This is a genomic window from Pseudonocardia sp. DSM 110487 (assembly GCF_019468565.1).
GTDB lineage: Bacteria > Actinomycetota > Actinomycetes > Mycobacteriales > Pseudonocardiaceae > Pseudonocardia.
Map to the genome: position 1 here is coordinate 2,381,812 of NZ_CP080521.1, position 21,188 is coordinate 2,402,999.

Genomic DNA, 21,188 nt, shown 5'->3' on the forward strand with positions numbered 1-21,188 from the left:
TCCACCTCCATGGCTAGGTTGACGACGTCAACCTCGGTTTGGTCCGGGGCGGCCCGCTCGACGCACCGGGTGGAGTCGTCGATTCAGAGCACGCCCTCGGATCCGTGCAACCAATTCAGGTGGTATATCCGTGTATTCGTGGTTGGGCCGCTTCGCCTATGTGCGCAGGCGCCTACTCCTCATTGCGGCCGCTCTGTTCGTGGTGCTCGCAGGCGCCTGGGGCAGCGGGGTCTTCGGCGCGATGATCACCGATGGGTTGGGCCCTCCGGACGCGGAGTCCGAGCGCGCAACCGCGCTGCTGGAGGACCACTTCGGGCATCAGCCCGGCGACCGGGACGCGGCGGCGGTCTACACCGACCCCACCGGCGAGCTGACGGTTGACGACCCGGCCTTCCAACAGGCGGTGACGGCGGCGCTCGCCCGGCTACCGGAGTCCGAGGTCCTCTCCTGGACCAGCTACTGGACCCCGGAGCTCACCGCGTCCGAGCGCGCCGAGTACGTCTCCGAGGACCGGTCCTCGACGATCGCCCTGATCACCCTGCAGGGTGCGGACAACCCCGAGCGCCTCGAGTCGTACCGCGAGATCGAGGACATGGCCCGCGCCGACGACGGCAGGCTGGATACCTACATCGCGGGCCAGTCCACCAGCGTCTACCACCTCCAGCAGGCGGCCCAGGAAAGCCTGGCCACCGCCCAGCTGATCTCGCTGCCGATCCTGCTGGTCCTGCTCCTGATCGTCTTCAGAAGCCTGGTGGCCGCCGCCATCCCCGTCGCCATGGGGATCCTGGCGATCCTCGGCTCGCTCGCGCTGCTGCGCTGCCTGACCTACGTCACCGACATCTCGATCTTCGCCCTGGAGATCACCACGCTGCTCGGCCTCGGCCTCGCCATCGACTACGGGCTTTTCACCGTCACCCGATTCCGCGACGAACTGGACCGCCGCCACGGCGACGTGAGCGGGGCGCTGGTGGCAACGATGAACACGGCAGGCCACACGGTCGCCTTCTCCGGCCTGGTCGTCATCATCGGACTCTGCGGGCTGCTGTTCTTCCCGCAGCCGATCTCCCACTCGTTCGGCTGGGCCGGCATCACGGTGGTCGGGTTCAACATTCTCGCCGCGCTCGTGGTGCTGCCCGCCACGCTGGCGGCGCTCGGCCCCCGGATCAACGCGGCGAGCCCTCGCTGGCTGCGTCGCCGGCCCGGCACCGTCACCCGGGAGGACCGCGCCTGGGCCGCGCTGGCCCGCTCCGTCACCCGGCGGCCCGTGCCGTGGCTGGCCGGCGGCCTGCTGACGCTCGTGGCCGCAGCGGCCCCGCTGCTCTCACTTGCGCCGGGCCAGACCAACCACCGTGTCCTGCCCGAGGACAACGAGGCCCAGGTCGTTCCCAGGATCCTGGACGAGGAGTTCGCCGCGGGCCACGCGGCCGAAAGCGGGTTCAACATCGCCATCTCCGGCCCGGTGCAGCAGCAGGCACTGGCGGACTACCTGCAAACCGTGGACGGCTTGGAAGGGGCGTACGATCCCGCCGTCCATCGCGCCGACGACGAGCTGACCTGGGTGATCGTTGACACCCGGGGTGAGGTCGACGACGCGGTCAACCTGGAGTTGGTGCGGGGCATCCGGGCACTCGACGCCCCGGCAGGCGCGGACGAGGTCCTCGTCGGAGGCGGCCCTGCGGTCGGCCTCGACAACAACGAGGCGACGACCGACTCACTGCCATGGGCACTCATCTTCGTCGGCCTGTCGACCCTGCTCCTGCTCTTCGTCTGCTTCCGGTCGGTGCTCGTGCCGCTCAAGGCCGTCGTCGTCGCCTTCCTCTCACTGGGAGCCTCGCTCGGCCTGATCATCTGGGGATTCCAGGAGGGCGGCTTCCAGGGCCTGCTGGACTTCCACCTGGTGGGAACGACCGACGTGTGGGGATTGGCGGTCATCGTCACCATCGCCTTCGGTCTGGTCACCGACTACGAGATGTTCCTGGTGAGCCGCATCCACGAGGAGTACCGGGCAACCGGCGACAACCGGCGCGCCATCCGCGTGGGCCTGCAGAGCACCGGTTCCGTCATCACCCGGGCCGGACTGCTCATGGTCGTCGTGCTCGCCGCGATGGGCTTCACCGCCACGTCGCTGTTCGTAATGACCATCGGAATCGGACTGACCCTGTCTGTGGTGATCGACGCCACCGTCGTCCGCTCGATCATCGTTCCTGCGGCAATGCAACTGCTCGGCCGAGCGAACTGGTGGCCGGGCCGGCCACGGACGTCGAGTCGACATCCGAGCCTCTCCGACGCGTTGCGGCCCGCCCCGCAGACCGAGGCCACGACCGAACCGCTCAGCCACTTCTGACGACGGGCCGGCACGGCCATAACGAGGGAAATCGCTCCGGGGACAAGGACCACCGAACTGCCCTTGCCGGCGGCTGAGATCGCAGGGATCTCGGTCGCCAGGCGAAACCTGGAGGTGCTGCGTCCGCTCCTGCGCCGTGCTCGCCGCGAGCGGCGTCACCAAGATGTCATTTTGGAGCAACGCACCTGCCACCCAGGAGGTGCTCGCCGTACGCCGGACGTAGGCACCCTCCACGTTGCCCTCGCTGGGATCGGCCGGTTGCTGACGACGTCGCAACGGGAGAGCGGCGGGGCGTGGTGTGGCTCGGGTCCGCCCGGCAGGTCGCTCGCCTCAGGCGCGACGTGTGTCGAGATTCGGTGCCTTGGATGTTCGCGTGCCCGTTCGTGGCCGTGCGTCCCTCTTGGTTCTGCAGTCCTCTTCCGCGCGCAGCGGCGAACTTCCTGGAGCTTTCGTCATGGGTCAGGTGTCAGTCCGTGAGGGTGAGGCCATCGCTCTCACCTTCCGCTCCGACGTCGATGCCGTGCGCCTCAGACTCTCACCGGTCGACTGGCTGTGGCAGGCGGTGCGCTGGGGGTGCACGCTCGCCGGCACTGTCGTGCTCCTCTGGATCGGGGCGGCCTTTCTGACGGCGGCCCCCGCGGCCGCGGCTCCGGCGGTGCATGTTGCGGCTGTCCAACAGGGCCTGGTGAAGGGAGGCAGCATCAGGCCGGCCGGCGGCGGAGACGGCGACTCGGGTTCGGACGGCGGGGAATCCGGCTCGGAGAAGTCCGACAAGGGCTCGGAGAAGTCCGACAAGAAGGAGTCGAGCAAGAAGGAGTCCGACAAGAAGGACTCGAGCAAGAAGGAGTCCAGCAAGAAGGAGTCCAGCAAGAAGGAGTCCAGTAAGAAGGAGTCCAGTAAGAAGGAATCCGAGGACAAGAAGGACTCGGACGACAAGAAGTCCAAGGACAAGAAGCCCGACAAGAAGTCGGACGATCGCAAGGATGATAAGTCCGGGTCCAAGAAGGAGTCCCGGGAGCGCGAGTCGGGCGACTCGGAGGAGAGCAAGGAGAAGAGCTCTCGGAACGCTCGAACCGCCTCGGAGGATGGCGACACTTCGGACGAGCGCCGGGAGGGTCGGCAGTCCGAGGACCGTTCTTCGGACGAGGACCGCGAGCATCGGAGTGAACGGGCAACGCGTCAGGAGAAGGACGGAGAGGAGTCCCGTCGAGAGGCAGGCGACCGCGACGCGGACCGGGAGTCGACCACCCGCACGAGCGCTCCTGAATCGGACGGCACCGAGGACGACGATGCCTCGAACCGGAGCGCCGAGAGCCGGGATTCGGCGGACCAGGACACTGCGAATCGGGACAAGGCTGAGCCGGAGAACACCAGCCAGGACCGTTCGCGGCGTACTGACGAAAAGAGCGACGGTGCGTCTGATCGGGCGCGGGACTCCGACGCGGAGGACTCCGAACGCGCCGAAGCGGGCGAGCGGGTCGCGGAGATCGTCCGGGATGTTCGCGACGGGATCGTGGACCGGGGCGACAGCGACGACCGTGACGAGAGCCGGGATCGTGAGCGTCGCGGCGACCGGTCGCCCGGAGCCGCTGACGAGGATGCCGACGAGACCGCGGATCCGAGCGTTGCCGAGGTGCGGCGCGGCGCCGGCGAGCGTGGGACTGCCCGCGATCCCGACGAGGACGACAGCGGTGCCGCCGAGGACGAGGTCGAGCTCAGACAGCGGGCCGGCGAGAGTTCGGTCGACGAAGACAGCGAGGAAGAGCGGCCACGCGCGGCGATCGCGGAACGCCGGCAGACCAGCGACCGCGAGGAGCGGGACGGGCGGGACTCCCGGGAGGAGTCGTGGGCGGACCTCGCCGAGGACCTGACGGGCGGGCGCTCCGAGCGTGACGGCCAGGGTTCGGCGCGGTCGCGGTTGCGCGACGACGACGAGTCCGAGGGCGCCGGCGCGGTACGGGAGGCCGTGCGGGAACGGATCAGCGAAGCCGTTGCGGAGCATGGCGAGGAGCGCGATCACGACTCGGACGCTGCCCGGGAGAAGGCGGACCGGGATGAACGGCGTGGCGACCGGGACGACGTGCGGCGCCTCGCTCGGCAGGCCGGCGATCTCATACGTGAGGTGGCGGACGGGGACGAGGACGTCGAGGGCGCCCTGACCGACCTGGTGGACGAAGCGTCCGACAGCGCAGGGCATGCCGTCGAACGTGCGGACGCGTCCGAGAAGAAGCCCCGCAGGACCGCGGATGCCCGCGGCCCTCCGGCCGACGACACCTCACTGAGCGTGCTGCGGTCGTCGAGGTCCGACGACGCGGACGAGGACTCCGATGAGGACGACGATCGGGAGCGCTCCGACGACGAGTACGAGGACTCGGAGGAGCAGACCGAGCGCGTGCTCGAAGGCCGGCTCGAGGTCGACAAGAGCGAGGAGCGGCTCGAGAAGACGGAGAAGGACGTCGCATCGGGCAAGGCGACGCGGGCGGACTACGACAAGCAGGCCGCTGAGCACGAGAAGCTGGAACAGGACTACGAGTCCGAGCGGGCGAAAGTGTCGACCGAGCGGGCGGAGCTGGTCGACGATGTCGTCGACGGACAGCGGGAGCTGTCGGAGCGCGAGCGGGAGCTCGAGGCCGAGGAGAAACAGGTCGCCTCGGGCGAGGTCACCGAGAAGGCGCACAAGAAGAACGTCGCGAAGCACGAGAAGCAGCGAGACGAGGTGTACGAGGCCACCGACGAGCTGATGGACGCCACCGGGCACGACCCGGACGCGGTGTCCGAGGACGACCTGGACGGGGAAGGCTCGGTCTCGGGCTGCGGGTCCAGCGGAGCGTTCGTCGAGTGTGGTGCCGCGACCGAGGACGCCGACGGCGACCGCGACTCGGATCGGTGCGTGGGGCTGTCCGCCTACGGGTGCGGTGCGTCGTCCAGATCAGGGGACAACGAAGCGTCGGCATCGTGTGACTCGTCCGGGAGCTGTGAGAGCGGAGCATCCAGCCGCGGCGAGGACGGCACCGCGACGCAGGCGTCGGCCCGCTGCAGCGGGGAGTGCGAACAGCGTTCGCGCGCGGCACCCGACCGATCATCGGCCGAATGTGAGAGCAGCGGGTCGTGCGAGAGCAACAGCTCCGGAAGCAGGCGTGACGAGAGCGCTGCCCGGATGGCGAGTACCAGCGGTGAAGACCGCACCACCGGCGGCGTGGGCAGCGGATCGGCGCGATGCGACGGCGGCTGTGCGGTGTCGAGTTCGGTGGAGCTGGACGAGGCCGATGACGTCCGGGCCGAGGCCGAGGTGGACTGCGGCGCGCCGTCGTGCTCCGGGAGCGGGACGACCGCGACGAGCGGGTCCGCGAGCGGCGTGTCCGCCGCGGCGAGCCGGGACAGCAGCGCCACGGCGTCGTGTGAGGTGCGCGGCGGCGCGTGCGGGGCGGAGAGCCGCACCGGGATCGAGTCCCCGATCGAGGAATCGGAGATCGAGGCCGGGTCGGAGCGGCTCGAGGTGCTGTCGGACGGCGATGCGCTGGTGACCAGCTCGGCGGCGACGAGCGTCGACTGCGCAGGCGGGGCCGGCTGCACGGGCCGGGGCACGACGAGCACGAGCGCAGAGGCGGCGAGCGGGACGGGCGTCCAGCGGCTCGGCGAGGGCTCGTCCAGCTGTGAGGTCACCGCCGGCAGCTGCGAGGCCGACAGCCACGCCGTCGCGGACAACGCCGCCGAGAACCTGGCGGACGGGCCGACCGCGACCGGCACCAACGCGACCGGTGCCCACTCGACCGGTACCGCGTCGGCGAGCGCCGTCGTCGACTGCGCCGGCGTCGTCGGGTGTGGCGGCAGCGGCTCCAGCGCCACCCGAGGCAAGGGCGTCGGGGCGACCGACGGCGCGCCTGCCCCGGTGCGTGAGACCACCGGTACGTCGAGCTGCAATGCCAACGCCACCGGCTGCGTGTCGGACTCCACCTCGCGGGTCAGCAACAACCACGAGCCGACGGCCGCCGACGGCTGGCTGGCCGCCCGCAACGCCGAGTCCTCCGCCCGCAGTGCGGCGGCCCGCGTCAACTCGGCTCAGAGCACCGATCCGCAGGCTCCGGCCCCCGCCGGGGAGACGGAGAAGACCACCACGACCGGTGACACCGGCCCGTTGATCGCGTGGAGCGAGGCGCACGCGCGGGTCGCCTGCCAGAGCGCCGACTGCTCCGGCCAGGCCAGCAGTGCCACGACCGGCTCCGCGTCCGGCGACGTTCCGTACCGCGACAGCGTGGGCACGACGTCCTGTGCAACCCACGGCGTCGGTGGTAGTTGCGCCGCGGACACGAACACGCTGGTGGAGAACCGGTCCGAGCCGGTGATGACCGCGCACGGGCCGGTGCAGGTCTCCGGGCCGGTCAGCGTCTCGCGTTCCAGTGCGCGTAGCAGCTGCCCTGTCGGCTCCATCTCGTGCGGCGGCAAGGCGGCCAGCGAGACGAACGCGATCGACCTCGGAGTGAGTGAGCGCCGGCGGGGCTCGAACAGCACGGCGGCCTGCACGGTCGCCGGCGGTGGTGGCTGCACCGGCGAGACGACCTCCCAGGCGTCCAGCGCTCCGGAGTTCGTCACCTACGACGCGGTCACGGAGCAGCCCGCTGCCGAGCAGCCGCGTAGCGGTCCGTCCGGCAACTCCCAGACCAGCGCGGTCCTCCTCGGATGCGGCATCGGGTGCACCGGCACGGTCAAGGAAGAGATGAACAACGGCGTCGGCAACGTCGGCGACGGCAACAACGGTGACTACAACGTCGGTCTTCTGAACCAGGGCGACCACAACGTCGGTGACCGCAACATCGGCAGCCACAACAAGGGTGACCTCAACCTCGGCGATCACAACACGGGTGATGAGAACGTCGGGACCCACAACGTCGGCAACCGCAACGTCGGCCACCGCAATCGGGGCGACCTGAACCGGGGCACCGGCAACAAGGGCGACCGCAACGTCGGAAGCGGGAACACCGGCACCGGCAACGTCGGCGATCGCAACAGAGGTGACCGAAATCGAGGAAGCGGTAACACCGGCAATGACAACACCGGCAGCGGGAACGTCGGCAACGCCAACCGGGGCAACAACAACAACGGCAACAACAACCAAGGTCACGGAAACCGTGGCAACAACAACCAGGGCAACCGCAACATCGGCGACAACAACCGCGGTAGCGGCAACCGCGGAAACAGCAACCGGGGCAACGGGAACACCGGGAGCCTGAATGTCGGCAACGGCAATATCGGCAGCCGGAACCGGGGCGACGGCAATCGGGGCAACGGCAACATCGGCAGCTTCAACGTCGGTGACGGGAACCTCGGGAGCTACAACCGCGGCAGCCACAACGTCGGCAACTCGAACACGGGGAGCCGCAACCGGGGTAACGGCAACGTCGGGAGCTACAACCGGGGCAACGGCAACGTCGGGAACTCGAACGTCGGCAGCTACAACCGGGGCAACGGCAACATCGGCAATTCGAACGTCGGCGACTACAACCGCGGCGACGGGAACGTCGGAAACCACAACCGCGGGAACTACAACGTCGGCAATTCGAACGTCGGCAACCACAACCGCGGCGACAACAACGTAGGCAACTATAACGTCGGTGACCGGAACATCGGCGATCGGAACATCGGGAACGACAACCGGGGCAGCGACAACCGCGGCAACGGCAACGTGGGTGACCGGAATGTTGGTGACCGGAACGTCGGGAATGACAACCGGGGTAACGACAACGTCGGTGATCGGAACGTCGGTGACCGGAACCGGGGTGACGACAACCGCGGTAACGACAACGTGGGTGACCGGAATATTGGTGACCGGAACGTCGGGAACGATAACCGGGGTAACGACAACGTCGGTGACCGGAACGTCGGTGACCGGAACCGGGGTAACGACAACCGGGGCAATGACAACGTCGGTGACCGGAATGTGGGTGATCGGAACCGGGGTGACGACAACCGCGGTAACGACAACGTGGGCGACCGGAATATTGGTGACCGGAACGTCGGGAACGATAACCGGGGTAACGACAACGTCGGTGACCGGAACGTCGGTGACCGGAACCGGGGCAACGACAACCGGGGCAATGACAACGTCGGTGACCGGAACGTCGGGGATCGGAACCGGGGTAACGACAACCGCGGTAACGACAACGTGGGCGACCGGAATATTGGTGACCGGAACGTCGGGAACGATAACCGGGGTAACGACAACGTCGGTGACCGGAACGTCGGTGACCGGAACCGGGGTAACGACAACCGGGGCAATGACAACGTCGGTGACCGGAACGTCGGTGACCGGAACCAGGGTAACGACAACCGGGGTAACGACAACGTCGGCGATCGCAACGTCGGCGATCGGAACCTCGGCAACGACAACCGCGGTAACGACAACACCGGCGACCGGAACGTCGGTGACCGGAACGTCGGGAACGACAATCAGGGCAACGACAACCTGGGTGATCGCAACGTCGGTGACCGGAACCAGGGCAACGACAACCGGGGCAACGACAACACCGGCGACCGGAACGTCGGCGACCGGAACGTCGGGAACGACAACCAGGGCAACGACAACGCCGGAAACGGGAACATCGGCGACCGGAACCAGGGCAACGGGCTGCGCGGCAACGACCAGCGGCAGGGCTGGGATCCCGGCGCCGCGCCGACCGTCACGGGTGTCGGCATCGACCTCGCCAACAACTACTACCGCGGGATCGGCACCTACAACGATGCGGCGACCCGGCACGAACGGGCCGCGGCGCGGGCGAGCACGCCGGAGGCCGCTGCCCGGCACCGGAGGCTCGCGGACTACTACCGGCAGGCGTCGAGCCAGCTGAGGGACATCACCCAGCGTCGGTTGCCGAGGGGCATCCACGGTCACATCCCCGAAGGCGCGCAGCGGTTCAGTGCGCGCACCGCCGCCGACGGGATCAACCGGGTGACCCAGCCGGACGGCAGCCGGGGGATGGGCGACAGCCGGTTCAAGGAGACCGTGCGTCGGGGGCTGACCAAGGTCACCGGAGCGAGCACGATCATCGGCGTGGGGATCGACGTCGCCTCGGGCATCTCGAGGGGTGAGGATCCGGCGTACGCGGTCGGCCGGGCCGGCTCGACTGCGATCGTCGGCGCGGCCGCGGGTGCCGCGACGCAGGCGGCGATCGTCGCGGCCGGGGCGGCGGCCACCGTCCCGGTCGCTGGATGGGCGGTAGCGGGCGGGATCATAGTGGGTGTCGGTGTCTCGATGCTGTTCGCCAACACCAACATCGACAACAAGATCGGGGAGGCTGCCGAGGGCGCGTGGAACGGGGTCAAGTCGGCGGGTCGCGCGGTCGGCGACTTCGTCGGCGGTTTGTTCTAGCGAGTGGAGGTGACGATGTCAGCCGGGCTGCTGCCCCCCGCACCGGACTCGTCCGGGCAACCGAGGCCGCCCACCGCACCTCGCGTCGACGGCCCGTGGCTGGGTGAGCGCTACCGGCTGAAGGTCGCTCACCACCAGGTCGGCGACCGGCTGTTCGTCTCCTCCACCGGGCAGGGGGCTCCGCTGCTGGAGAGCGTCGCGGCCCGCCCGCCGAGAGGTGGGCGGACTGCCGCGCTGGGCACGGTGTACGCCGTCCTGCCGGTCACCGTCGTGATCGCGGTCGTCGTGTGGATCACCGCAGAGGACCGGACGGCCGCGTACCTGATGTCGGCTGTCGTCGTCGCCGCTGTCGCCCTGCTCTTCTTCCTGCGCAACGCCTCCCGTTCCACCGTCGTGTTGCGGGCGGGCGCTCATGCTGTCGCCGAGGTGGACATCGACGGCGCCGGGACCGATCTACCGCTCTACGAGCTGCGCTCGATCAGCGTCGCTGACTCGCCGCGTGGGTTGGCGCTGCGGCTCGTCGGGCCGAACAAGCAGCGACTCACCCTCCCGTGCGGGCTGCTGGAGGCCAACCAGCAGCTCTGGGACCTGGTGTACAACGGCATCCGACACTCGGTGGTCGGTGGTGCCGAGATCGACGCTCGCACGAGGGAGCTACTTCGGTTGCCGTCCAGCGACCCCGGGTAGCGGTTTCGTGGCGCGTCGCGCCACGAGAACCGTCATGGTCGCAGCGACCCGTCTCCAGCGCGCGGGGGTCCACCAGGCCGGTGCGGGGTGCGCGCCGCCCCGTCGGCGACCGCAGCCAGCCCGGCCCGGTCCCGGATCCGGATCCGGCCCCGATGCAGCGATACCAGCCCGTGCTGGGCGAGCTCGCCGAGCACGGTCGTGGTGCGCTCGCGGGTCGCGCCGATCAACCCGGCCAGCTGGCCGTGGGTGAGCCGGACCGTTTCGGCGTCCGCCCCTGGAGGGACCGGGGCGGCCAGCACGCACAGCCGGTGCGCCACCCGCTCCAGGACCGACTTGCACGCCATATCGGCGAGCCGATCCTCCAGATCAGCGATCCGGGCGCCCAACTGCTCGGCGATCCGGGTGGCGATCCGTGCATCGGACAGCAGCATGTGACGCACGTCCGCCCGGCTCATCAGGCACAGGTCGCCGCCATCGAGCGCCTCCGCCCATGTGCCTCGCATCTTCAGGCCGAGCATGTCCATCTCGCCGAATATCGCGCCCGGTCCCGGCAGCGCGGTGGTCACGGCGTGGCCATCGGCGGCCGTCCGGAACAGCCGGAACCGGCCCCTCTTGACGATGAACAGCACGCTCACCGGCCGCGTCGGGTCGTAGACGATCTCGCCGGGCGGCACCGTGCGCATCGGCGCCGCCTCGGCCATTGCCGCCATCTCCCGGCGCGACAGGTCGCGGAACAGCGCCACCTCCGACAGGCAGAAATGGTCGTCGTCCATGTCGCCCACCCCGTCCGCTCGGCGGGCATACGCCCTCACAGCGCCGCCCCGTCCAGTGTGGCGGGCAAATCCTCCACCGTCGGGTTGCCCGGCGATACCACTGGCCGTTCAGGTCACGCCCGGACCGCGCGGCGGCGCAGCGGCGCCAGCACACCCGCGACGATCAGGCCGTAGAGGAGGTGGCCCAGCAGGCTCGTCATCGTTGCGCCCGAGAACATGAACAGCGGCATGCCCAGCATTGCCGGCATGATCAGCAGTGGGCCGATCAGCCACAACACGATCCCGTACACCGCGCCCGCGCCCACCAACGCGCCGGTCCCGAGGGTCGTGGGCACGATCAGCGCGAACAGCACGCCGTAGAACGCTGAGATGACCAGGTGCACCAGCCAGCCGACCGCGGTGCTGGACGAGCCGACCAGCATCGCGATCATCGGCATCATCCCCATCATCGCCATCAACGCGCCGAACACGATCCCGCCGGCCAGCCCGGACACGATCCCCTGCCAGATCCGAGTCACGAGTGCGCTCGACCCCACGCTCGTCGTCATGGCCGCCTCCGGATCCCGGCCCGCCCGTCGCGGGCCACCAGTCGTGAGGGTGACCCGGCCAGCGAGGGACATCGGTAATCCAGTTCACACAACGACGACCGCTCACCGATCCGGACGACGAGTACCGCGTCCGGCAGAAGGCATCCGGTGGGATTCAGTCCGGCCGGGGGCGCAGCCGGAGCTGGTCGCGGACGGAACGCTCAACCAGGATCCCGACGAAGTTCTGAACCGGCGCCCGCGCCAACGCCGCGGCCGCCTCCGTGACTGCCGAATGCACGAGCTGCTCGTCGATACCCGCGGAAACGGCGTCATGGACCAGCCGCTCCCGCACCTCGTGCAGCTGTCCTTCACCGGCGGCGGCTGGTTCCGGTTGCTGAGCAGGCGAAGCCGCTTGATCACCAGGGGCTGTCGTCGCGGCGTCTCGGGCTCTGCCTGCTTCGTCCATCTCCACCGTCCCGTGGTTGGGAACCGACGCAGCCACCGTAGGGGCTGATCCCTATCGCTGCTGGGGACGGCGCGGGGTGGTGGATCCTCGCGAGCAGGCTCCCGCCGTATGTGGGCCGCGGTCGGGTGCGTGCTGGTTCGCAGGCTGCGGCTCAGGCGACGGTCGCGGAAGCCATCGGTGCCTGCTGGGCGCGCGGACGGTCGGCACGCTGCCCTGTGCGCACGCAGAACTCGTTGCCCTCCGGGTCGGCCAGCACCACCCAGGGGCAGTCCGGGGCGTCGGCGACGATGCGGCCGCCGAGCTGCACGAGCCGTTCCACCTCCTCCTCGGGTGCCTTCCCGGCCGGGACGACGACATCGACGTGCATCCGGTTCCTCGCGGCCTCAGCCTCGTCCACCTGCCGGAAGAGCAGTTGTGGGCGGCCGAACGCCGGGATCGCACCGTCGAGCTCGACGCATTCCAGCCCGAGCGTGTCCCGCCATCGTCGGACGACCTGGTATTCGAGGGCGGCAGCCCAGAAGGCGCTCACCGTGTCAACGTCCTTGCAGCCCACCACGACTGCGAACACCCGACATGCCATTCGCTGCTCGTACCCCACACGGGTCGATTCATGCGGGGTAAGGGCTTCACCCGGAGGCGATGGTTCCCGGGTCCTCCAGATCACCCAGGCCGGAGTCGCCACGGTCGGCGGCCGGGCCTCGCGCCGCGTGGACGTCGTCCGGGTAGCCGGGCGGTGTCCGCTCCGCTCCGGTGCGGGGTCGCCGGTGTCGTCGGTCGGCCCGTCGACGCCGAGGTCACCGGTCGGAGCGCATGATCTGCAGTATCGGTTGTCCATGGTTGCGACAACGACCGTCTGCACCCGATACCGGCAGGTCAGCGTGGTGATCAAGGGCTGATGGTCGTGATCGGAGATCATCTAGCGACCATTTCGCCTTGATCGCCGAATTGTCCCTGGGATGGCGGCTTGATCAGTAGTTCGGCGCGTTCCCGGGTCATTTTCGCCCGTTCTCGCGCCGAAGCCTCGATCATGCCCGCCTGAACCGCCTCCGGTGGCGCCGCGCGCCCCGAGGGGCAGGCCCTTGGCCTGCCCGCGTCGTCTGCCTGAGGGGTCGCAGAGGCTCGCGAGTCAAGGGTTGCGAAGCGATCGCGAAGCGACGCGGAGCGCCCTTGAGTCGTGAGGGGCGGCCCCGCACACTGCGCGGCGCCACCGGAGGCCTTGCGGCCTGACGGCTTGCGGAGGGCCCGGCGCCATCGGAGGCCTGCGGCCTGGCGGCTTGATGAGGGCGGTGGTCACCGCACCAGTGGTGCGGCTCGACCCAGCCCTTCTAACGGCGGAGTTCGTACCCCCGATCGGAGCTGCTGAACCGTATCCGGCGCGGTCACGGTCTGTCGTGATGGATCCTTGGGCCTCGTGTCGCGGGAAGAGTTCCTCCACGATCCGGGCGCGCCGCGCGCGGAGCTGGTGTCACCATCGGTGTTCGCCGCCGTACGTGACGACCGCGGGTGGTTGTTGCTGGTGCGCCGGGTGGACAACGGAAACTGGGAGCTGCCCGGCGGTCAGGTGGATGTTGGCGACACGGTCGTCGGTGCGCTGCAGCGCGAAGTCGCCGAGGAGGCCGGCATCGTCATCGATGTTCTCGGTGTCTGCGGGGTCTACACCGACCCCGGTTACGTGATCCGGTCGGTGGCCGGACGGGTCCGCCAACCGTTCACGGTGTGCTTCCATGCCGCGCCCGCGTCCGGAACCACGGATCCCCGGCCGGACCATGTGGAGACCAGCGACGCGGCGTGGATCGATCCCGCCCGGCTCGACACCCTTCCGGTGCACTCCGCGATGCGGCTCTGGATCGACGACGCCCTTGCCCGGTGGTCGGGGCGCATCGGCGTCAAGTCCGAAGGTCTGTCCACGTAGGCGCGCTGTGCCGGAGCTGCGATCGCCGTGGGTGGTGGGTGGTCTCGATACGGGCCGGCGCTGGGGCGCCGGCCCTACTCGACAACCGGGAGACGCCGCCCGCCGCGTGGTTCAGACGCGGTGAAGGACACCTTCGCCAGTTCTTCTGAGACGCGCCAGATGCGCGCGGCGTCCTCCGTGCTGCGGAGCGGGCGGTAGAACTGCTGCTCGGCGGGAGCGCCGCTGAGATTCCCGAACCCGTCCGGCCCGTACAGCCGGCCGCCCCGGGCGTCGGGGGAGGTCGCGGCGTACAGGGCGGGAAGCAGCGCGGTCTCGACCGTCCCCATGACACCCCAGCGCGACAGCGTGCGGATCAGGCGGATCTGGGGGGCGGCCTGGGCGCGTCCCATCTCGGGTTGGGCGGCGAGCAGGTTCGTCGGGGCGACCCCGGGGTGGGAGAGGTTGCTGGTGATGCCCCAGCCGCCTGCCCGGCTGCGCCGGTCGAGTTCGAGGCCGAACAGCCCGAACGCGACCTTCGACTGGCCGTAGGCGCGGCGGGGACGGTACGAGCGTTCCCAGTTCAGGTCGTCCCAGTTGATGGTGCCCGCTCTCGCCGCGACGCTGATCTGCGAGGTCACGCGGGCGTGCCCGGCGCGGAGCATGGGCAGCAGGTGGGCGACGAGGGCGACGTGGCCGAGGTGGTTCGTGCCGAACTGCAGCTCGAACCCGTCGGCGGTGGTCTGTCGGTCCGGGGGGTCCATGACGCCGGCGTTGTTGATCAGGATGTGGATCGGCCTGCCCTCGTCGCGCAGGGTCTGGCCGAGCGCTGCGACCGAGGCGAGCGAGGACAGGTCGAGCTCGCGCAGCGACACCTGCGCTCCGGGGATCTGGTCGGCGATCCTGCCGATCGCGGCATGTCCCTTGCGCGGGTTGCGCACGGGCAGGACCAGTTCGGCTCCGGCGGCGGCAAGCCTGGTGGCGAGGCCGAGACCGACGCCGTCGCTGGCTCCGGTGACGACGACGCGCTTCCCTGACAGGTCGGGGACGGTGATGTCGGGTGGGGTGCGTGGCATGACGGTGCTCCAGGTGTCGTCGTCGGTGTGGTTACTCGGCAGGGGTGACCGCGGCCGACCGGCGGGCGGCGCGGCGGGCGGCGGCGACGGTGAAGGCGGCCAACGCGAAGGGCACCGGGATGACGGCGACCTCGACGACGGCCAGGGCTGCCAGCTGCTCCGTGACGTAGAGCACCACGCGGAGGACGAAGTTGACGAAGCAGATGCCGGCCGCGACCCATGTGGTGGTGGCGTAGACGCGCCGCAGCGGGGCGTGCTGACGCCAGTCGCGGGGCCCGCCGGCCAGGCGGTTGAGCACGATTCCCGTCAGCGGCCGGCCGATGAGCGCCGAGCCGGCGAAGAGCAGCGTCCACCCGGCGGGGAGCAGGGTGGGGACGAGGAAGAAGCCCCGGGCTTCCCCGGTGAGGGCGGCGACCAGCGCGCACACGGCGGCGATGACGAGGCCGATCAGTGCCGCCCTCGGGGATTCCCGGCGCGCGAGGCGCACCCCGAACGCCACCGGAGCGGACACCGCGAGGGCGATGAACGCCCACGTCAGCCCGCCGAGGGCGTTGGCGATGACGAACGCAACGGTGGGAGCGGCGGCGACGACGATCCCGGTCCAGCCCCCCGACCTCTCCAGGGCATGGCGGGCGGCCCCGGCGAGGCTCGCCGGCTCGTTCTCGACATAGAGCTCGCGCGAGGGCGAGGTGGCCGTCTCGTTCGTCATGTAGTGCTCCTCCGGTGAGTGGGCGGGTGCCATCGACGGTTCCTCGTCGCCGGGAGGACAACCAGGACCTCCCGATCCGTGGCTGACCGCGGCCACCGGCTGTAGTAAGGACGCAGCACCGATGACCAGGAGGCAGGCCATGATCGACCGGGCCGGACTGGGGGCCTTCCTGCGCCACCGCCGGGAGTCACTGCAGCCCGAGGACGTCGGCCTCCCACGTGGGCGGCGGCGCAGGACCAGCGGGCTGCGGCGCGAAGAAGTCGCCTCCCTCTGCCACATGTCGGCCGACTACTACGCGCGACTCGAGCGGGAACGCGGGCCCCAGCCCTCCGAGCAGATGATCGCCTCGATCGCCCAGGGCCTGCACCTCTCGCTCGACGAACGCGACCACCTGTTCCGCCTCGCCGGGCACCACCCACGCACACGGGGCGCGGACAGCGAGCACATCAGCCCCGGCCTGCTGCGCATCCTCGACCGCCTCGACGACACACCCGCGGAGATCGTCAGCGAACTCGGCGAGACGCTGCGCCAGAGCTCGCTGAGCGTCGCCCTCACCGGTGACACCACCGGACACACCGGACCCGCACGCAGCATCGGCTATCGCTGGTTCACCGACCCCGCCGCCCGGAAGCTGTACCCGCCCGAGGACCACCCGTTCCTCTCCCGGATGTACGCCGCGGGCTTGCGCGGGATCGTCACCTTGCGCGGGCCCGGTTCCCGCGCCGCGTATCTCGCCGACCTCCTCCTCGCGCAGAGCGAGGAGTTCCGGCGCGTGTGGGACGACCAGGAGATCGGCATCCGACCCAACGACACCAAACGCCTGATCCACCCCGAGGTCGGTGCGCTGGAACTGAACTGCCAGCGACTGCTCGACCCGCAGCAATCGCACGCCCTGCTCGTCTACACCGCTGTGCCGGGCAGCGAGAGCTATGACAAGTTGCGGCTGCTCTCGGTCATCGGGAGCCAGCCGGTCGGTTCGGACCTGCGGGACGAGGCGGCCCCGGGGCGGCCGGCGGGATGGTGATCCCGCGACCCGATCAGTCGCGCCGGTGGCACATGCCGTGCCAGAGCAGGTCGGTGAGCGCCTCGGCCTGCCCGCGCCAGTCGTCGTGGGGGTCGAGGTAGAACAGCCCGCCCAGCCCGCGCTGCACGGTCTCCGGTTCCAGATCGGCGCGGATGGTGCCCGCCTCGACGTTGGCCGCCAGCAAGGTGGCTACCGCGCCGGTGATGGCGTCGTAGGCCTTGCCGGTGACGTCCGCGTGGGAGCTCGGGGCGGCGCGCAGGGCTTCGGCGAGGCCGCGCTTGGTCATCATGTACCGGGCGAGGTGGTCGGTGATCCACACCCGGAACGCCTCCTCGGGGGACCGGTCGCGCAGCAGGGTGGGGACGACGTCGACGAGGTGCTGCACCTCGCGCCGGTAGACCGCCAGTATGAGCGCCTCCGGCGTGGGGAAGTGCCGATACACGGTGCCGACCCCGACCCCTGCGGCCTTGGCGATGGCGTTGAACGAGAGCTCGCCCGAGCCGGTCAGCGACTCGGCCGCCGCGATGAGGATGCGCTCGTTGTTGCGTCGCGTGTCCGCACGCCTCGGGCTTACCGATCCCGTCGTCACCGTCGTCACCTCCCGGCTGGTCCCGCTGAACGGTAATCCACGCACGGGTCGTGAGGACATTGCCGATCGGATAAATATCCGCTACGGTGCCTGGCATGGACCGGATTTTCATCCGGTTCCATCGTACGAGCTCGACGAGCCACCACCACAACGACGGGAAGAAGTCCCGTGGACATCTCACTCGAAGTCAATGGCAGGACCGAGACCCTCGACGTCGAACCCGGCGTCACGCTGCTCGACGCGCTGCGCGAGCGGCTGGACGTCACCGGTCCCAAGAAGGGCTGCGACCGCGGCCAGTGCGGCGCATGCACGGTGCACGTGGGCGGGCGGCCGGTGCTGTCGTGCCTGACACTCGCGGCAACCGTGCGGGAGCCGGTGACCACCGTGGACGGGCTCGCCACCGATGGCGAGCTGCACCCGGTGCAGCAGGCGTTCGTCGACCAGGACGCGCTGCAGTGCGGGTTCTGCACGTCCGGCCAGATCATGTCGGCCGTCGCAGCGGTCGAGCAGGACGTGGCGGACGTGCGGGAGTTCATGTCCGGCAACATCTGCCGGTGCGCCGCCTACCCGCACATCGTGGCGGCGATCGACCAGGTGAGGCGGGCCGATGCGTCCGTTTGAGCTGACCGCCCCCGCGACCGTCGAGGACGCACTCGCCGAACCGGGCACCTTCCTCGCAGGCGGCACCACCCTCGTCGACCTGATGAAGCTCAACGTGCTGACGCCGCAGCACGTGCTGGACATCAACGCGCTGCCCCTGCGTGGCATCGACACCAGCGACGGCCTGCGCCTCGGCGCGCTGGAGCGGATGAGCGACATCGCCCGGCACCCCGGGGTGTACCCCGCCGTGTCGCAGGCCCTGTTGCTGAGCGCGTCGCAGCAACTGCGCAACATGGCCAGCATCGGCGGGAACCTGCTGCAGCGCACCCGGTGCACCTACTTCCGCGACGTCGCGATGCCTTGCAACAGGAGGGAACCGGGCAGCGGCTGCCCGGCCCGCTCTGGCGCCAACCGGATGCACGCCGTACTGGGCACGAGCGACTCGTGCGTGGCGACGCACGCCAGCGACGTCGCGGTCGCCCTCGTCGCGCTGGACGCCCACGTCACCCTGGCCGGCGCCGACGGAACCCGGACGGTGAAGCTCGCCGACTTCTACCGGCTGCCCGGCGACACGCCGGAGGTGGAGAACGACCTGCGGCCCGGTGAGCTCATCACCGAGGTCGTCGTGCCGCGGCTCGACTTGGCGGCCAACTCCACCTACGTCAAGGTGCGCGACCGCCAGTCGTACGAGTTCGCGCTGTGCTCCGCCGCGGTCGCGCTGGACGTGCGCGACTCCCGCATCGTCGACGCGCGGATCGCCGTCGGCGGGGTGGCGACGGTGCCGTGGCGCCTGCACGGGGTGGAAGCGGCCTTGCGCGGCGCACTGGTGACCGAGGCGAACTTCGAAGCTGCCGCGGCCGTCGCGACCGAAGGGGCCACATCGCTGTCCGGGAATGCCTTCAAGCTGACGCTGCTGCGGCGGACGATCGTCAGGGCGCTGCTGGAGCTGACCGAAGGGAGTGCCGCATGACCAGCCGGATCGACGGTCCGCTGAAGGTCACCGGCCGCGCGCGGTACGGGCTGGACCACAACTTCCCAGGCATGCTCTACGGCTACGTCGTCACCAGCACGATCGCGAACGGCGAGGTCGTCGCGATGGACGTGACCGCAGCCAAGAGCGCTCCGGGCGTGGTGGCCGTCTACTCGCCGTACGACCCGCTGACGTTGCGCAGGCCGAACAGCCCGATGCTGGGCGAGACGTGGGTGCCGCTGCAGGACCGGGACGTCGCCTACTACGGACAGCCCATCGGCTTCGTCGTGGCGGAGACGTACGAGCAGGCCCGCGACGCGGCGATGCTCGTCGAGGTCTCCTACGACGAGCGACCCGCCCGCACGTCGCTGGCCGACAACCTCGACCTGGCGGAGGACGGGCCGCCCGCCATGGACGGCGCCCCGCCCACGCACACGGTGCTCGCCCCGGGTGTGGCATCCATCGAGGAGGCCCTGACCGCGAGCCCGGTCGTGGTCGAGGGCACCTACTCCACGGCCGCCCAGAACCACGCGGCGATGGAGCCGCACTCAGCGGTGGCGGTCTGGGACGAGGACGGCCTGCGGATCTACAGCGGCAACCAGGGGGCGAGCTTCCACCAGGAGGACATGGCGGCCGCGCTCGAGGTGGAGCGGTCGGCGGTGCACACGATCAACCCGTTCGTGGGCGGCGCGTTCGGCGGGAAGGGCAGCACGTCGGCCCCGGCGCTCTTGGCGGCTGCCGCGTCCCGGGTCCTCGGCCGGCCGGTCAAGGCGGCACTGAGCCGGGAGCAGGTCTTCACCGCGACCGCGAACCGCGCGGAGACGCTGCAGCAGATCGCGCTGGGCGCCGACCGGGACGGAACGCTGATCGCGGTGCGCCACGACTCGTGGTGCAGCGCGGCGACCGACCTGTCGTTCGTGGAGCAGACCTCGCACGCCACGTCCAAGGAGTGGTACCGCACGCCGAACCTGGCCATCACGCAGAAGGTGGTGCCGCTGAACATCCCGCGCACCACGTTCATGCGTGCGCCCGGCGAGGCGCCGGGGTCGTTCGCGCTGGAGAGCGCGATGGACGAGCTGGCCGTCGCGCTGGACATGGACCCGATCGAGCTGCGGCTGCGCAACGGCTCGATCGGACCGGTCGGCAGCGACCTGCAGTGGTCGAGCAAGTACCTCGAGGACTGCTACCGGATCGGCGCCGAGCGCTTCGGCTGGTCCCGCCGCTCTGCCATCGGCCGAGCGGAGGGCGACTGGCTGGTCGGGATGGGCATGGCGACGGCGGTCTTCCCGGCCCTGCGGTTCCCGGCCACGACCGAGATCACGCTGCGGTCCGACGACACGGCGGTGATCTCGGTCGGCGGCGCTGACCCGGGAACCGGGCTGCTGACCGTGATGGCGCTGATCGGTGGTGAGTCGCTGGACATCCCAACGGAGCGGATCACGCCCCGGCTGGGACTCTCGGCGTACCCGCCCGGCGGCCTGTCCGGCGGGTCCACCGCCACGGCCAGCGTGGGGTCGGCGATCATGATCGCCGCGTCAGCGGTGATCGGGGACCTGCAGGCGCTTGCGAGTGCGCCGGGCGCGCCGTTCGCGGGCCAGGACGTGACCTACGCCGACGGGCGGGTGCTGGGTGGCGGCCGGTCGATGACGTTCGGGGAGCTGCTGACCGCGCTCGGCCGCGGGTCGATCTCGGCCAGCGGCTCGTCGGCACCGGGGGAGGAGCTGACCAAGCACTCGTTCGCCTCGTTCGGCGCCCAGTTCTGCGAGGTCCGGGTGCACAGGTGGACGCGTGAGGCTCGCGTGTCCCGCATGCTCGGCGTGTTCGACGCCGGCCGGATCATCAACGAGAAGGCCGCCCGCAGCCAGCTGATGGGCGGCATGATCTGGGGCGTCTCCGCGGCGCTGCACGAGGGGCTGGAGATCGAGGAGAACGGCAGGCTCGCCAACGGTGACCTGGCCGGGTACCTCCTCCCGGTCAACGCCGACATCCCCGAGGTCGACGTGCACTTCGTGCAGCACCCGGACACGTTGCACAACCCGGTGGGCGCGAGGGGCGTCGGCGAGATCGGCACGGTCGGTATGGCCGCGGCCGTCGCCAACGCCATCCGCAACGCGACCGGTATCCGCGTCCGGCACATCCCGATCACGATCGAGGACCTGCTGGACTGACGCC

15 protein-coding genes are annotated in these 21,188 nt (G+C 70.0%); 8 read left to right on the forward strand and 7 right to left on the reverse strand.

Annotated features, from left to right (window positions below; genetic code table 11):
* Positions 1–130 precede the first annotated feature (130 nt).
* The 3 genes from K1T35_RS10930 to K1T35_RS10940 all read left to right on the forward strand — a co-directional run bounded on the left by K1T35_RS10930 (position 131) and on the right by K1T35_RS10940 (position 10,394).
* Positions 131–2,344: an MMPL family transporter gene (locus K1T35_RS10930; protein WP_220260047.1), complete on the forward strand. Its 2,214-nt coding sequence runs from the start codon at positions 131–133 to the stop codon at positions 2,342–2,344.
* 454 nt (positions 2,345–2,798) lie between these two features.
* Positions 2,799–9,707, forward strand: coding sequence for a hypothetical protein (locus tag K1T35_RS10935; RefSeq protein ID WP_220260048.1), 6,909 nt, complete (start codon positions 2,799–2,801; stop codon positions 9,705–9,707).
* Positions 9,708–9,722: 15 nt separating this feature from the next.
* Positions 9,723–10,394: a hypothetical protein gene (locus tag K1T35_RS10940; protein ID WP_220260049.1), complete on the forward strand. Its 672-nt coding sequence runs from the start codon at positions 9,723–9,725 to the stop codon at positions 10,392–10,394.
* Positions 10,395–10,426: 32 nt separating this feature from the next.
* On the opposite strand, the gene K1T35_RS10945 is transcribed toward K1T35_RS10940, so the two are convergent.
* From K1T35_RS10945 to K1T35_RS10960, 4 genes are all read right to left on the reverse strand, one after another.
* On the reverse strand, positions 10,427–11,167 hold the full coding sequence (locus tag K1T35_RS10945) for a Crp/Fnr family transcriptional regulator (protein WP_220260050.1): 741 nt from the start codon (positions 11,165–11,167) through the stop codon (positions 10,427–10,429).
* A 113-nt stretch (positions 11,168–11,280) separates the two neighbouring features.
* The gene (locus K1T35_RS10950; protein ID WP_220260051.1) at positions 11,281–11,715 is read right to left on the reverse strand and encodes a DUF1440 domain-containing protein; all 435 of its coding nucleotides are present in this window, start codon (positions 11,713–11,715) and stop codon (positions 11,281–11,283) included.
* A 154-nt stretch (positions 11,716–11,869) separates the two neighbouring features.
* Positions 11,870–12,046 (reverse strand): three-helix bundle dimerization domain-containing protein, encoded by a 177-nt coding sequence (locus tag K1T35_RS10955; RefSeq protein WP_220260052.1) that lies wholly within the window; start codon positions 12,044–12,046, stop codon positions 11,870–11,872.
* Between the two features lie 265 nt (positions 12,047–12,311).
* A complete protein-coding gene (locus K1T35_RS10960; protein WP_220260053.1) occupies positions 12,312–12,740 on the reverse strand; it encodes a VOC family protein in 429 nt (142 codons plus the stop codon).
* Positions 12,741–13,571: 831 nt separating this feature from the next.
* Here K1T35_RS10960 and K1T35_RS10965 point away from each other — a divergent pair.
* On the forward strand, positions 13,572–14,072 hold the full coding sequence (locus tag K1T35_RS10965; RefSeq protein ID WP_220260054.1) for an NUDIX hydrolase: 501 nt from the start codon (positions 13,572–13,574) through the stop codon (positions 14,070–14,072).
* A 74-nt stretch (positions 14,073–14,146) separates the two neighbouring features.
* Here the strand turns inward: K1T35_RS10965 and K1T35_RS10970 are convergent, their stop codons facing one another.
* Together K1T35_RS10970 and K1T35_RS10975 are read right to left on the reverse strand one after the other, a co-directional pair.
* Complete coding sequence (locus K1T35_RS10970; protein ID WP_220260055.1) at positions 14,147–15,124, reverse strand: SDR family oxidoreductase; 978 nt, start codon at positions 15,122–15,124, stop codon at positions 14,147–14,149.
* A gap of 31 nt (positions 15,125–15,155) precedes the next feature.
* Positions 15,156–15,833, reverse strand: coding sequence for a DUF3159 domain-containing protein (locus K1T35_RS10975; protein WP_220260056.1), 678 nt, complete (start codon positions 15,831–15,833; stop codon positions 15,156–15,158).
* A gap of 139 nt (positions 15,834–15,972) precedes the next feature.
* On the opposite strand from K1T35_RS10975, the gene K1T35_RS10980 reads away from it, so the two are divergent.
* Positions 15,973–16,857 carry a helix-turn-helix transcriptional regulator gene (locus K1T35_RS10980; protein ID WP_220262522.1) on the forward strand — a complete coding sequence of 295 codons (885 nt, stop codon included), beginning with the start codon at positions 15,973–15,975 and terminating at the stop codon, positions 16,855–16,857.
* Between the two features lie 13 nt (positions 16,858–16,870).
* On the opposite strand, the gene K1T35_RS10985 is transcribed toward K1T35_RS10980, so the two are convergent.
* Positions 16,871–17,446 (reverse strand): TetR/AcrR family transcriptional regulator, encoded by a 576-nt coding sequence (locus K1T35_RS10985; RefSeq protein ID WP_220260057.1) that lies wholly within the window; start codon positions 17,444–17,446, stop codon positions 16,871–16,873.
* 168 nt (positions 17,447–17,614) lie between these two features.
* Here K1T35_RS10985 and K1T35_RS10990 point away from each other — a divergent pair, with 168 nt between their 5' ends.
* The 3 genes from K1T35_RS10990 to K1T35_RS11000 are packed head-to-tail and all read left to right on the forward strand — an operon-like array spanning position 17,615 to position 21,184.
* Positions 17,615–18,067: a (2Fe-2S)-binding protein gene (locus K1T35_RS10990; protein WP_220260058.1), complete on the forward strand. Its 453-nt coding sequence runs from the start codon at positions 17,615–17,617 to the stop codon at positions 18,065–18,067.
* Entirely contained in the window at positions 18,054–19,016 is a 963-nt protein-coding gene (locus K1T35_RS10995; protein WP_220260059.1) for a xanthine dehydrogenase family protein subunit M, read from the forward strand. Before K1T35_RS10990 ends, K1T35_RS10995 begins: the two co-directional genes overlap by 14 nt.
* Entirely contained in the window at positions 19,013–21,184 is a 2,172-nt protein-coding gene (locus K1T35_RS11000) for a xanthine dehydrogenase family protein molybdopterin-binding subunit (protein WP_220260060.1), read from the forward strand. Before K1T35_RS10995 ends, K1T35_RS11000 begins: the two co-directional genes overlap by 4 nt.
* The last annotated feature ends 4 nt before the right edge of the window (positions 21,185–21,188 follow it).